This is a genomic window from Paenibacillus sp. ISL-20 (assembly GCF_018613005.1).
In the GTDB taxonomy this organism is placed as follows: Bacteria; Bacillota; Bacilli; order Paenibacillales; family Paenibacillaceae; genus Paenibacillus_AQ.
In genome coordinates this window covers 176926-190372 of record NZ_JAGGRD010000019.1, presented here as the reverse complement: position 1 = coordinate 190372, position 13447 = coordinate 176926, and the positions used below count along the sequence as shown (strand labels likewise).

Here is a 13447-nt window from a genome sequence, read left to right as displayed (position 1 = left end):
AAGCCTGCACCATGATTCAGTTGGCCAGTTATGTATGTCCTTACGGAGAAAACGCGCCCCTGGGTTGAACTCAGGAGCGTGTTTTTTTCGAGCGTTTTTCTTCCATTTCCCAGTGCTTCAGCAGCGGGTAAGGATCGAATGCCCATTCGGTCAATCCGGTATCCCGGTAGATGCCGTAATGGAGGTGTGGAGGGAATTTGCCCTGGGTTCCCGGCTTGCCATAACCGGAGCTGCCAACCCAGCCAAGGGTTTGACCCGGCGTAACGGCATCCCCGAGCGAGATCCCTTTGTCAAAGCCTTGCAGATGAGCGTAATAGTGATAATGATTGTTCAGATCACGAATGCCGATGCGCCACCCGCCATATTTATTCCAGCCTTTAATTTCGACAACGCCGTAACACGTACTCCGGACAGGGACTCCATAATTGGCAAACAAGTCCGTTCCTTCATGAACTCTTCTTCCTCCCCAGTTGCGTCCCATTCCAAATGTGCTTCGGTATGAATAGTTGCTTTTGACCGGGAGAGGAAATGCATGGTCAAACAGGTCCAGCTTCCCAAAGGTCTCGTATAATTTCGCGTATTGCATGACGCGCTGTACGGCCCTCGTGTTCTGGTAGTATGACCAGAGCCCGATGCTGAAATCATCCGCAGCATGCCCGTAGGGTGAGAGTCTTGCTGCAACGGTATATAGCAGGTCGATATCATTATTCCGGTCTGCCTTGCCATCCCCATCTCCATCCAGCCCGATGCCGGAAAATACGCTGATCGACGTCGGATTTACATCTTCCTGATTGGGATTTAACGCCCCGGTCCATCTTGTGGAGGGGATGAAGATGCCGAGCGTCCGGTCCGAATGCTTGCGATCCTTGGGGTGGACTCTAGTTAGTGTCCGCTCATACTGGTCAATGGCGGCCAGGCGGTACCAAGGAATTTGGGTAACGGTGGAAATCTCATCGTATAACGACTTCCGGTCTGCGAAAATGGCGCTAGCATTCGTTGTTTTTACCGTATCGTCAGCGATGCTGACCGCAATAGAGGTGGATGCGGACACAGGCCCGCACATGCAGCAGGCAGCTGTCAAGGCAGCCACAGCTGCTGCAGTGCAGCGTATCATGATGCCGCTTGCGCTCAATGGTTGAAAAATCCTCAATGTGTCCTTCTCCTCCTTTTGGATTGTCATAATTAAGGACGGACAGTCATGCCTACACTGTAGGGTGAATCGAAACAAGGATTTTTATCCATGCCGCAACTAGATTAATCTCATATCGATGCGAAACAAGTAATATGACGGTTTTCATGATATAATATGGGACAGCAAACGATGGGGTATGTCTTGAGTTACATCAATAAATTCGAAAGAAGGTTTTTTCTTTGTCTAAAACCAAACAGCCAAAACCTGACTGGATTCGAATCAAGCTGACTACTGGCGATAATTATAAAGAAATCAAAAGCATGATGCGATCCAAGACACTGCACACGGTGTGTGAAGAGGCTCGCTGTCCGAATATTTATGAATGTTGGGCTAATCGTACGGCAACCTTTATGATTCTGGGTGATATTTGTACTCGCGCCTGCCGATTCTGCGCTGTCAATACGGGACTTCCAACGGAACTGGATCTTCAGGAGCCGGAACGCGTAGCGGAAGCGGCGGAACAGATGAACCTGCGTCACTGCGTAGTAACAAGTGTGGCACGGGATGATCTGAAAGATGGCGGAGCCTACATATTTGCTGAAACAGTTAAAGCCATTCGCAGACGTCTGCCGCTATGCTCGGTGGAAGTGCTGATTCCGGATTTTATGGGAAGCGAAGAAGCACTTAAGATCGTCATGGATGTGAAACCGGACATCCTGAACCATAACATTGAGACGGTGGAGCGAATGTCCGATCGGGTTCGCGCCAAAGCCAAGTACACCCGTTCATTGCAATTGCTGCAGAATGCCAAGGCCATGCAGCCTGATATTCCGACCAAGTCCAGCATTATGCTGGGTGTCGGCGAACAATGGCATGAAATTCTGGAAGCGATGGACGACCTGCGTTCGGTGGGTTGCGATATCATGACAATCGGCCAATATTTGCAGCCTTCGCCGAAGCATCTGAATGTGGAAAAATACTATACGCCGGAAGAGTTTGCGATCTTGAAGGAAGAGGGAATGAAGCGCGGATTCAGCCACGTGGAGTCCGGCCCTCTGGTGCGCAGCTCCTATCATGCACACGAGCAAGTGAAATCTGCAGAACGCAACAAGGAAGAGACCGTGCAGTCTTAACCTTTGGAAAGGCAGGGGAAGCTTTCAATGATCGTTATCGGAAACAAGATTTATGAAGTGTTAAAGGACCATCGAAACGGCTGGAATCTGGAAGCTTTCCGGGAGCGGTACAGCGAGGTGCTGGACCGTTATGACTACATCGTGGGAGATTGGGGTTACAATCAGCTTCGGCTTAAAGGTTTCTATCGGGATAATCATCCTAAGGCTGCCAAGGATTCCACCTTCTCCAGCATGTCCGATTACATTAACGAATACTGCAATTTTGGTTGTGCTCACTTCGTGCTTCAGAAAACCAAGGAGCAGAAGGATGGCAAAGAGCAATCCAATTCCAAAGAGCCTGTGGAGATTCGTGAATTACCCCCCAAGGAAACCAAGGGTGAGGGGGAAGTGAAGGGAAGTAAGGAAACCCTGCAGGAGGGTCCTAAACCAGACAAGGAGCACAAGGACCAACGCGAGCGGCGCGAAGCAAAGGAATCCAGACGCGAGCCACGTGATCTTAAGGATTCTAAGGAGTCCAAAGAGAAGGAAGCAAAGCCTTCCAAGGAGCCTAATCCTCCAGCTGAACAGCCACAATAAAAAAGAACGGTCACCAGTAAGCCAGGTGGCCGTCCTTCTTTTTTTAGCCAAGAAATGCATCACGGACACGATTCCAGAACGGGAACGGCCGATAGCGTGCAAAACTGACCTGCTGTTCCGCCACTTGACAGCGTACGGATACGAGGTCGTCAATCGAGATATTCACATGATCGATAGTAAGCAGCAAACGCTGTTCTTTACGCGAGAATATATCACAATGATGATGCTTAGGCAGAAGCAGCGGTGAGCCCAGCGTACGGAAAATCCGATTGTTAATCGAGGCGATTTCCGCGATCTGCAGAGCATCGATGGAAGGATGAACCATCGCTCCGCCGACACTTTTGTTATAGGCCGTGCTGCCGGACGGCGTGGACACGCAGATCCCGTCTCCCCGGAACATCTCAAAGGTTACGTCGTTGATGTCAATCTGCGCGACAACGGTACCGTCAACGCCTTTAAGTGTAAATTCGTTTAAGGCAATGTAAGAGGACGTTCCTGATTTCTTATGAATTTCCAGTTGAACCAGGGGGTACTTGACGAGGCGCGGCTTCACGTTGCCGTGTTCGCCTTCTCCGCTCATATGATCAATCAGCTCTGTCAGTTCATCGGCCTTCCAATCAGCATAGAATCCCAAGTGGCCCGTGTGGACACCGACAAAAGCGAGGTCAGGAATACGGTCAATGAAAGTATGGAAAGCATGCAGCATCGTACCGTCTCCGCCGATTGAGACCACAATCTCCGGAGATTCTGCATCCAGCACAAACCCCCGCTGTTCCGCCAGCTTGTGAAATTGCTGGGTCAGCTCGACAGACAATGGGTCACCGCGGTCCAGAACATAATATCTCAAGTTGATAAGCTCCTTTGTAAGGTTATATAAAGATGATAATCAATCTTGGAGAAGAACACAATGTTCACCTTGGGAATTTGCGTATTTTCTGCTGCAGTCCTCGAATGATCTGAATAAACAACGCAACCGCAATCAGGAAACCGAGCAGGATGCAGAAAGCCGCCATAATATGGGTATACCCGTTTAGGGCAGAATCCGAAACAGCCGGCAGCGCCATGGTCGGTATCGAAGATCCCATGACACTTCTCCACAGCAGTAATACAGCGGTCGCGGCAATCACCCCATGTACCAATCTGGCAATGACAAAAGGGAGATATCTAAGGTTGGTAGAGTTCAGGATGCTGATGATTTGGGCATGAACGGACAAGCCACCCCATGACAATATAAAGGCAGCCGCGGCCGCTTTGTATGGCAATGGAATTGCCGCCCCCGCTTCCCCGGCATATCGAGCACCGAGTGTGACCTCAAACAATCCGCCTACGATGGCAGTGGATAAGGATTCAGGCATCCCAACCAGAGATAACAGCAAACTGATGACTTCAGTTAGCGCTGGCATGGCGCCGGCGCGGGTCCAGAGTTCAAGAAATACGGAGAAGAAAACGACGAGCCCGCCGACAACGATAATGAGCTGAAGCGATGAATGTATCGCTTGTCTTAACAAGGTGCCGAGGTCTCGGCCATCCTGCTCACGTGCCGCATGCATGGCATGAAGGGCGGACTTGAGTCTGCTCGTTTTAGTCTGGGACAGGCGGAGTGAATCGGTAGTTGTTTTGGATTCATGCCTGCCATGAAATCTCATAATCAAGCCCACGAGGAAACCTCCACCATAATGGGACAAGGCAAGGATCAAACCAATCTTGGGGTCATGAAAGAACCCGATAGAGACCGCTCCAATTAGAAATATAGGGTCAGAAGAGGTAGTGAAAGCAACAAGCCGCTCACCTTCCTCCCGGTTTACCATTTTTTGTTCCCATAGCTTGGCGGTTAATTTGGCACCGACCGGGTATCCTGAAACATATCCCATCGCTGCCACGAATCCTCCTGCGCCCGGAATACGAAACAACGGCCTCATCATAGGGTCCAGGAGCGTGCCTATCAGGTGCACTACGCCAAACCCCAGCAGCACCTCTGAAATAACAAAGAACGGGAATAGGGAAGGGAATAGCACGTCCCACCATATCGACAGGCCACGGAGTGCAGATTGAAGCGCCGCTTCGGGAAATAAAGCCATTAGGACAATTACGCTGAGCAGTGCCGTCACAAGCAAGAGCCAGCCTATTTTTTTCATGGTCATAATAAGGAATACGCCCCCTGGCATCGATGTGAATGATAGAAATATAGGTCCGTTGTTAAAAATCTATGCAGGATATAGGACAAACAGTATAAAAAAACATGAGAAAGCGGTTACATTTATGCTTTATTTTCGGGGATATTGTGCTATAATAAAAAACATCAAAGCACATCTTTCGTATTATGTTTGGATGGAGTGATGATCATGAGCATAGTCGCAGGTATTCTAGTATGCGCCTTCGTTTATGTTATACGTGCTTCTCTCGTCCAGAGTGAAGAGGACTGGCGCAGTTATTAATAAGTTCTAAAAGGTGCTAACCATTGCTTAGCGCCTTTTTTTGTTGTTTTTTGGTATAATGGATAGGCACATCCAAATCGAAAGCGAATCATAAAAACAGATGGGAGAATTAGCGGATATGGATCCGAACTTAAGCATCTATGATAACCTCGGGGGTGCCGAGGGTGTACGTTCGCTCGTCGAAGCTTTTTATCCGAGAGTGCAGCAAAATGAGCTGCTTTCGCCATTGTTTCCGGAAGACATTATGCCGGTGATGGAGAAACAATATATGTTCTTGAGCCAGTTTTTTGGAGGGCCAGCCTTGTTCTCGGAAGCATTCGGACATCCGATGATGCGGGCCAGGCACATGAAATTCCCGATTACGGATCGCCATGCCGAAGAATGGCTTGGCTGCATGGCAGGAGCCCTAATCGAAATTGGCGTGGAGGATGAATTACGTGATTTTGTGCTGCAGCGTCTGTCCGGCCCCGCCCACCATTTCGTGAATACTCCTTAGTGCCATATACCTACATCTAAACAGGAATTAGACACGAATGAAGGGATGGCGAATGGCGTGAAATTGGAACCCTTGTATTCCATCAAGGTGATTTGTGCGCACTGTGAGCATGAATATGTAACGTCCAGGGTGAGACCCAGCTTTAAAAAGGCATACCGTACAGATACGGATTTTTGCGCTTACTATAAATCGGAGAATCCCGATTTTTACGTGGTGCGGATCTGTCCTGAATGCGGTTTTGCTTCCACGGAAAACTCGACCCTGAAATTGAACGAACGGCAGAAGGCGCTCTTTTATGAGCAAGTCGGATGCCGCTGGGAGAAGAGGGATATGAGCGGCTCGCGCAATCTGGAGGATGCTCTGGAGTCGTACAAGCTGGCTCTCCTCTGTGCGCAAGTGATCGGGGAGCGGGATCGCATTGTGGCCAGCTTGCTGCATCATATCGCTTGGCTGTACCGGTATCAGGGCAACGAGGATCAAGAGAAGCGGTTCTTGAGTTATAGCCTGGAATCCTATGTCCGAGTGTTTGAGCTGGAAGGGGTAGGGTCGAATGATGCAAGGTTGCTGTATCTGATCGGAGAGATCCATCGCAGGCTGGGACAGTTTCAGGAGGCGGTTCAATGGTTCTCGAGGGTGGTTCAGGATGACAAGATTATGGATGCCGCGATGATACGCGCATCCAGAGAGCAATGGAAGCTGATATCCGAGCAGATCCGGGAGCAGAAGAACACGGCACTTCAGGCAGAGTCCTAATCTCCTAATGCAAATAGCCCGCTGAAGGGTGGGTCAGCAGGCTGTTGGATAAACACGAATAGGCTGAACTCATGCTCTACGGTGAAATCAGCGTAATCGCTGATCTGTGAGCAAGTAGTCGATGTCGCTGTCCAGCACGGTTACTTTGTTGTGGCAGCAGGGGAAGATCAGCAGCTTCTTTTTCCCTTCCCTTACGCTTATCAGTTCCTTGGGTTTCATCGGCAGCAATACATTGTCGGTTCCGCAGAATGGGCAACTGTGTACATACACGTCGTTTCCAACGACATCATAAGGCCAAGTATTGGAAAAAGGAATCATGAGTTCTCCGATGATAGGGACTCATCATCTTGTTTCGTTGCTTTCGCTTCCTCATTCTTGGCAAGCTCGGCAATTTTTTGCATTAATATATGCTGAGGCATGTGCATCAGCTGCTCCAGCGGAACGCCCAGCTGCTTGGACAATGTAACCGCCGTCTCCGGTGATATTTGCAAAGGTCTCATGGCTTCTAGCTCCTCCAGCAGTAAATTGGTTGTGCAGTAATAACATAAATTGAGTTATATATAGTTATACACTTTTCCCGAAGTCCACACAAATGGAATTCCGCTTGAATTCATATTTTATTTTGAAAGGTGATGAATGATCGATGGCACTTCAACAAACTTGGGATTTGGAATCGATATTTCCCGGAGGCTCTTCCTCACCGCAACTCGTGAGCTTTCTTGAGGCTCTTGAACAGGATGTACATAAACTACAGCAAGCTGTTAAAGCATTGACCGTTCCGGAAACCATGGAGAGCACATCCAGCCTTGAACACTTCCTTGAGCAGTTCCAAAGTGCCTATGCCTGTATCCGTGAAGCCTCTGCATTCGTGGGTTGCCTGACCGCGCAGAATGTAAATGACAAGAAGGCGGTTCAATTATCCGGCCGGGTAACTTCGTTGTCCGCGACCCTGCAATCGGTTAAGAACCAATTCGATAACGTTCTTCGCGGTATGACTGACGAGCTCTGGACCGCTTGGACCGGTACGGATAAGGTGTCTGCGCTTGATTTCGTATTGAATGAAAGCCGTAATCTCGCGAAAGATAAGATGAGTCCTGAGTTAGAGAGCTTGGCTCTGTCGCTTGGCGTAGACGGTTATCATGGATGGGGAGAGTTCTACGATACCATCGTTAAGAAAATCCAAATTCCATATGAGGAAGACGGTAAGACGGTCATGATGTCGGCAGGACAGGCGTTCAATAAAATGCATGATCCTCGCCGGGACGTACGTCAATCCATGTTTGAAAAGTGGGAGCAGGCGTGGGGAGATTCCGCTGATTATTGTGCAGATACCCTTAACCATTTATCCGGCTACCGCCTGAAGCTGTATGAGAACCGCGGCTGGGATGATATCTTGAAGGAGCCGCTAGCGATTGGCCGTATGAGCCGTGAGACGCTTGATACCATGTGGGCTGTTATCCAGGACACCAAGTCGGTGCTTGTGGAGTACCTAAACCGTAAAGCGAAGCTGCTTGGTCTGGAAGGCTTGTCTTGGACTGATGTAGATGCCCCGCTGCGTACTTCCGCAACCAAAATCTCATATGACGATGCCGCTGTTAACATTGTGGAGCAGTTCCGTAAGTTTAGCCCGAGATTGGCGGATTTCTCGCAAATGGCGTTTGATAAGAGCTGGATTGAGGTCGAGGATCGCGCCGGCAAGCGACCGGGTGGTTTCTGCACTTCCTTCCCGGCTAGCGGCCAGACCCGGATCTTCATGACGTTTGGCGGAACAGCCTCGAACGTTTCGACCCTGGCGCATGAACTGGGCCATGCCTACCATCAGCATCTGATGGGCGGAATTCCGGTGCTTAACCAAAAGTATGCGATGAATGTTGCCGAGACGGCATCTACTTTTGCTGAAATGATTGTTTTTGATGCCATGGTGAAGGGTGCCGGCAGCGAAGAAGAAAAGCTGGCTCTGCTGGAAGAGAAAATTCAGAACAGCGTAGCTTTCTTTATGAATATTCATGCCCGTTTCTTGTTCGAAACCCGCTTCTATGACAAACGGAAGAGCGGTCTGCTCAGCAGCGAGGAAATTTCGGAATTGATGGTGGAGGCGCAGAAGGAAGCCTACTGTGATGCTCTGACATCATACCATCCGCATTTCTGGGCATCCAAGCTTCATTTCTATATCACAGGGACGCCGTTCTATAATTTCCCATATACCTTCGGTTATATGTTCAGTACCGGCCTTTATGTTCGAGCATTGGAAGAAGGTCCTACCTTTGCAGATAAATATGATGCCCTACTTCGCGACACCGGCGTGATGTCCGTGGAGAATCTGGCAAGGAAACATCTGAATGTGGATCTGACCCAGCGCCAATTCTGGCAAAGTGCAGCCGACTCTTGCGTATCTGATATTAGACAATTCTTGCAAATGACGGAACATATGGCGTGATTTGTTGATTTTCATCGGAAAACAAATAATAGAATTTGCTAGAGGACTTTTGCCCTCCCAATACTGCAAATTCCAACCTATGAAGAAGCCCGCTCGGGCTTCTTTTTTTGTCGTAAAAGAATGAAAGTTGACGCAAAAAAGAAGCTGGAAACTAAATTATTTGTGCAATTTTAGTAATAAATACCCAAATGTGTTGAATATTGTTGATACATTGATTCCTTTACCCTATAATGAGTCATAAGCCCTAGTAATAGGGAGGATTTACTAATAAAGGAGGGGAGAAGAGATGGTAAAACTAGATCAATTATCACTGGCTAGACAATTGGACATCGTTTTTAAAGAGCTGGAAGAAGAGTTGGGAGGTCTAAGTTCAGGGACAGTATTTGTACAAATACGAAACAATGTAATTGGTAAATTTGGCATACGGCATAATCCATTGGCTGGGCGTAACGGGGTCATAGCTCCACTTGAGGAGGGGCTAAGTGAAGCTCAACAATGCTCTTTTCGTACGATGGCGCTTGAAAGTCTGAAACATAAACGCCACTGGACACACGGCGAAATCAGTTATGAATTTATGGTACGACAAGGCATTGTCGTTGTAGATGCTATACTTGAATCCAACTATAACATGGCCAACTTGATGATTCGGTACCCTCGTAATACATATGCCGAAGCTGCTTCGGAATCCTGAAATCATTTATCATATAGAATATATAACGAAAGAGGCGATCTTTGGGGAGAAGATCGCCTCTTTCTAATTACGGCTGGAGGGAAGAGATGCGAATTACAGGTTCGAACGACCCGATAATTGCTGCTCAGCCAATTGTACCAGACGTTTGGTGATGTAACCTCCCAATGAACCTGTTTCACGGGAAGTGTAGTTACCCATGTAACCGTCTTGAGGAAGCGTCACACCCAGTTCTTGAGCTGCTTCTACTTTCAATTGTTGAAGAGCTGCAGTTGCTTGAGGTACGACAAGATTGTTAGAAGAACGACCTTGAGCCATGTCATGTCACCTCCTTTGATGTTGTATGTGGATATTATGACTGAATCCTAGGAATCTCATTCGTGCTTGAGGCAGATCATTGGGTGGTAAAATTATCCGATTCGCTGGAATGGTCGTTATCTTAGACAAACAAGAGCAGCTCTTTGATTTCAAAGGGCTGCTCTTGTTGAAACATTAAGTATATAAAGATCCTATGGCTCACATGAAATGGCTTAACTACCCTTGATCTGCCTCCGGTGACGTTTTTTGGACGCTGATCTGGGTATTCAGGTTCACGGTCTGTCCCGGTTCCAGATGAATCAGGCCGGTTTCTTCGCTTGGCAGATTCAAATTGGGCGCGTTCGGAAGCCAGGTATATGGCTCGATGCAGAGGAATTCCTCCGCGACGCCTTTTGTATAAAGCACCCAGTGCTTGAAAAAGGCGCGGTCTGCCGAATAATGAATTTGATAACCATCATCCCGTTGAAGCATAGCTTCGGCTGGTTTGCCCTCCGGGATTTTCAATATCGTATCAAGGTCGGCTTCCTTCAGGTTGAGTCCGGAATTCAGTTGTTCCAGATGGCCAAGCGGTGAAAGATCTCCGGTTGGAATCAGTTCATTATTCAAGGTATAGATTCCCTCTACAGGCAGATCCAGCGTCCAGCGCTGCGGTTCACCATCGAGCAGGAACCACGTATGGTAACCCATGCCGAACGGGACAGGGCTGGAACCCAAATTCGTTACACGAAGACTCTGCGAGAAGCGGGTCTCCTGAAGACGGAAGGTCATTTCCAGCTTCAGCGGTACTGGGAATTGGGCAATCCATTTCGGATCATCCGATGATATGAACTCTGTCGAAACGGCGCATCCATCATCCTCTTCCTCTATGTCGCTGACACACCAGGCCTGTGATCGGTGGAGACCGTGGATATGATTGTCGTTCGCGGTATTTTGATCAAATTGATACGATGTTCCGCCATACTCAAACTGGCCTTTGGAAATCCGGCCTGGCGGAATGAGCATCGGGATGCCGAAGTGGTAGGGCTTCTGAAGATAGAATGCAAGCTCACTTTCATCTGGTTTTCGTAGGATTTCGCGTGAGTTTTCAAGGTCTTTGATTCCAATGACATTGTTACCTAGACGAGGAAGGAGAGTCACTTCAAGACGGCCGCTGTTTAAAATATAGGTGTCGTAACCATTCCACTGGCCTTTGGTCACTTGATTCATATCGATGCTCCTTTACTAACAGAAATCATGGTCTTGACGATTACCCACATCATAACAGATTTTTGTGGAAAGGGTAAAAGAAATGCTTCAAAACATTGGGCGACTTGATTCTAAAATGGAATTGACAAGGCAGAGCAAGAGTTTTATCATTACATGTAATAGTGATCCAAAAATGATTGAAACACGATGACAAGGACAAGTAAGCAGGTGCGGCCCATCCTTCAGAAAGCCGGTGGTTGATGTGAACCGGTGGATCCGCTTTGCTGAATGGACCTTTGAGTGCCAGGCTGAACAGGGATGATACTGTTATTCCTTAATATGCCGGCCGGGTATTCTCCGTTACAAGAATAGAAGGCTGCAGCTTAAGTATTAGAGTTACTGCAGCGAATAAGGGTGGCACCACGGTCTCACGTCCCTTGCGGATGTGAGGCCTTTTTGCGTTCATATATGTTCCCTTGAGCGGGGCAGACTTTGGATTAAAGAATGTTTAAATAAATGGAGGGCTAGTCATGAAAACAGTATTATCGGGAATTCAGCCGAGTGGCAATTTGACACTGGGCAACTACATTGGAGCCATTAAAAATTTTGTTAAGCTTCAAGACGAGCATGATTGTTACTTTATGGTCGTCGATCTGCACGCCATTACGGTACCGCAGGAGCCAAGCTCGCTCCGAGATCGCTCAGAGTCGGTTGCGGCACTGTACGTAGCGGCCGGGATCGACCCGAGTCGCGCCAATATTTTCCTGCAATCCCATGTTCCTCAGCATGCTGAGCTGGGATGGATCATGACAACGATGGTGAATATGGGCGAATTGGAACGGATGACACAATTTAAGGACAAATCAGAAGGTAAAGATTCCGTAGGAGCTGGTTTGTTTGTCTATCCAGCGCTTATGGCTGCAGATATATTGCTGTATAATGCCAATCTGGTACCGGTAGGAGATGACCAAAAGCAGCATTTGGAAATCACGCGCGATTTAGCTGCACGGTTCAATCATCGGTTCGGTTCCTATTTCAATATGCCGGAACCGTTCATTCCGGAAGTAGGCGCACGAATTATGTCGCTGGATGATGCTTCTAAAAAGATGAGCAAAAGTAATCCGGTTGAGGGCAGTTATATTGCGATGCTGGATACGCCGGACCAAATTCGCAAGAAAATCAGCCGAGCTACAACCGATTCCGGAGCGGAAGTGGTCTATAACCCATCCGCTAAACCAGAGGTGAGCAATCTGATGAGTATCTATTCGGAGTGTGCTGGGGTGTCCTTGCAGGAAGTACAGGCGCGTTTTGAAGGGAAGATGTACGGGGCATTCAAGAAGGAGCTTGGCGAAGTTGTAGTAGCTGCTCTGGAACCCCTCCAAAACAGATACTACGAAATTCGCCAAACCGGTGAAATCCATGACATTCTGGCCAAGGGAGCAGAGCAGGCACAGAAGACTGCAACTCAAATACTGGATGGCGTCAAGGACAAGATGGGCTTTCTTGCTCGTAAATAAGCAAGATTCTTCTTAAGAAGGCTTGCGTTTGGATTTGATGATGAATCCCCAGCCTATGTTGAGAATGGAGAGCAGAGCCAGACCGACGGCCAGAAATCCGTTGTAGCTGATGGATATGGCCGAGGCGGTCAGCAGGACGATCGAAGAGACCGCAAACCATAGGGATAAGCCTTTACTCATATGAAAAAACCTCCAAAGATAAAAATTGAAAAAATACGTATAACGTTGCAAGAAGGAGCCATAATAAGTTTGCAAGCTTGCACTGGAATAACAGACATTCAGTGAAGGGAGATATTTAATATGGCACGCCGCAGCAACAATTTGGTTGTACCTCAAGCAACTGCAGCATTACAACGTTTGAAACTCGAGGCTGCTCAAGAACTAGGCGTCACGATTCCTCAGGACGGTTACTATGGTAACTATACTTCCCGTGAAACAGGATCCCTGGGTGGATACATTACAAAACGTTTGGTACAGCAAGCTGAACAGGCTCTTTCGGGGTCTGGCCGCACGCTGTAATCTCTTTTTCATAACGTGAGTATGGAAGCCCGGAGCGCTATCATTGCGCTCCGGGCTTTGTATTCATATTAAGGGATCGACACCCATCTTTGCTACGTAGACAAATTGTGCCTTAAACAACGGCATAACGTCAAGAATATATCGCTTCCAAATGTCACTGAATTGTCATATAGATGGAATGAATTCCGAAGGATTGCTAAACACTTTTTACTAATGATATGATAAACTTTATAGCGGAGGCAGTACTTCCTCCATAAC

16 protein-coding genes and 1 other annotated feature are annotated in these 13447 nt (G+C 48.0%); of the genes, 8 read left to right on the top strand and 8 right to left on the bottom strand.

Annotated features, from left to right (window positions below; all coding sequences use genetic code 11):
- Positions 1-70: 70 nt before the first annotated feature.
- Positions 71-1114: a M23 family metallopeptidase gene (locus J7E85_RS12070; protein ID WP_483311313.1), complete on the bottom strand. Its 1044-nt coding sequence runs from the start codon at positions 1112-1114 to the stop codon at positions 71-73.
- Between the two features lie 257 nt (positions 1115-1371).
- On the opposite strand from J7E85_RS12070, the gene lipA reads away from it, so the two are divergent.
- Positions 1372-2265, top strand: coding sequence for a lipoyl synthase (gene lipA, locus J7E85_RS12065; RefSeq protein ID WP_076324872.1), 894 nt, complete (start codon positions 1372-1374; stop codon positions 2263-2265).
- A 27-nt stretch (positions 2266-2292) separates the two neighbouring features.
- The gene (locus J7E85_RS12060) at positions 2293-2841 is read left to right on the top strand and encodes a YutD family protein (protein ID WP_215158089.1); all 549 of its coding nucleotides are present in this window, start codon (positions 2293-2295) and stop codon (positions 2839-2841) included.
- Positions 2842-2884: 43 nt separating this feature from the next.
- On the opposite strand, the gene J7E85_RS12055 is transcribed toward J7E85_RS12060, so the two are convergent.
- Together J7E85_RS12055 and ylbJ are read right to left on the bottom strand one after the other, a co-directional pair.
- Positions 2885-3688, bottom strand: a complete 804-nt coding sequence (locus J7E85_RS12055; RefSeq protein ID WP_009591431.1) for an NAD kinase — start codon at positions 3686-3688, stop codon at positions 2885-2887.
- 64 nt (positions 3689-3752) lie between these two features.
- Positions 3753-4982, bottom strand: a complete 1230-nt coding sequence (ylbJ, locus tag J7E85_RS12050) for a sporulation integral membrane protein YlbJ (protein ID WP_215158087.1) — start codon at positions 4980-4982, stop codon at positions 3753-3755.
- A 412-nt stretch (positions 4983-5394) separates the two neighbouring features.
- Here ylbJ and J7E85_RS12045 point away from each other — a divergent pair, with 412 nt between their 5' ends.
- A complete protein-coding gene (locus J7E85_RS12045; RefSeq protein ID WP_076324869.1) occupies positions 5395-5772 on the top strand; it encodes a globin domain-containing protein in 378 nt (125 codons plus the stop codon).
- Between the two features lie 57 nt (positions 5773-5829).
- The gene (locus J7E85_RS12040) at positions 5830-6525 is read left to right on the top strand and encodes a DUF2225 domain-containing protein (protein WP_353049485.1); all 696 of its coding nucleotides are present in this window, start codon (positions 5830-5832) and stop codon (positions 6523-6525) included.
- 87 nt (positions 6526-6612) lie between these two features.
- Here J7E85_RS12040 and J7E85_RS12035 read toward each other — a convergent pair whose 3' ends face one another.
- Both J7E85_RS12035 and J7E85_RS12030 read right to left on the bottom strand, forming a co-directional pair.
- Positions 6613-6843, bottom strand: coding sequence for a hypothetical protein (locus J7E85_RS12035; RefSeq protein WP_071222370.1), 231 nt, complete (start codon positions 6841-6843; stop codon positions 6613-6615).
- Complete coding sequence (locus tag J7E85_RS12030; RefSeq protein WP_215158083.1) at positions 6840-7025, bottom strand: YycC family protein; 186 nt, start codon at positions 7023-7025, stop codon at positions 6840-6842. Before J7E85_RS12030 ends, J7E85_RS12035 begins: the two co-directional genes overlap by 4 nt.
- Before the next feature lie 143 nt (positions 7026-7168).
- Here J7E85_RS12030 and J7E85_RS12025 point away from each other — a divergent pair, with 143 nt between their 5' ends.
- Both J7E85_RS12025 and J7E85_RS12020 read left to right on the top strand, forming a co-directional pair.
- Positions 7169-8962 (top strand): M3 family oligoendopeptidase, encoded by a 1794-nt coding sequence (locus tag J7E85_RS12025; protein WP_215158081.1) that lies wholly within the window; start codon positions 7169-7171, stop codon positions 8960-8962.
- A 286-nt stretch (positions 8963-9248) separates the two neighbouring features.
- Entirely contained in the window at positions 9249-9653 is a 405-nt protein-coding gene (locus J7E85_RS12020; protein ID WP_215158079.1) for an O-methyltransferase, read from the top strand.
- Between the two features lie 93 nt (positions 9654-9746).
- Here J7E85_RS12020 and J7E85_RS12015 read toward each other — a convergent pair whose 3' ends face one another.
- Together J7E85_RS12015 and J7E85_RS12010 are read right to left on the bottom strand one after the other, a co-directional pair.
- A complete protein-coding gene (locus J7E85_RS12015; protein WP_007131961.1) occupies positions 9747-9968 on the bottom strand; it encodes an alpha/beta-type small acid-soluble spore protein in 222 nt (73 codons plus the stop codon).
- A 216-nt stretch (positions 9969-10184) separates the two neighbouring features.
- Positions 10185-11174 (bottom strand): aldose 1-epimerase, encoded by a 990-nt coding sequence (locus J7E85_RS12010; RefSeq protein ID WP_215158077.1) that lies wholly within the window; start codon positions 11172-11174, stop codon positions 10185-10187.
- A gap of 177 nt (positions 11175-11351) precedes the next feature.
- Positions 11352-11594 (top strand) — a binding site (T-box leader).
- Between the two features lie 89 nt (positions 11595-11683).
- Here J7E85_RS12010 and trpS point away from each other — a divergent pair.
- The gene (gene trpS / locus J7E85_RS12005) at positions 11684-12670 is read left to right on the top strand and encodes a tryptophan--tRNA ligase (protein WP_215158075.1); all 987 of its coding nucleotides are present in this window, start codon (positions 11684-11686) and stop codon (positions 12668-12670) included.
- A 12-nt stretch (positions 12671-12682) separates the two neighbouring features.
- On the opposite strand, the gene J7E85_RS12000 is transcribed toward trpS, so the two are convergent.
- Positions 12683-12850: a hypothetical protein gene (locus J7E85_RS12000; protein ID WP_009592873.1), complete on the bottom strand. Its 168-nt coding sequence runs from the start codon at positions 12848-12850 to the stop codon at positions 12683-12685.
- A 120-nt stretch (positions 12851-12970) separates the two neighbouring features.
- Between J7E85_RS12000 and J7E85_RS11995 the strand changes: the two genes are divergently transcribed.
- On the top strand, positions 12971-13189 hold the full coding sequence (locus J7E85_RS11995) for an alpha/beta-type small acid-soluble spore protein (RefSeq protein ID WP_015737431.1): 219 nt from the start codon (positions 12971-12973) through the stop codon (positions 13187-13189).
- The last annotated feature ends 258 nt before the right edge of the window (positions 13190-13447 follow it).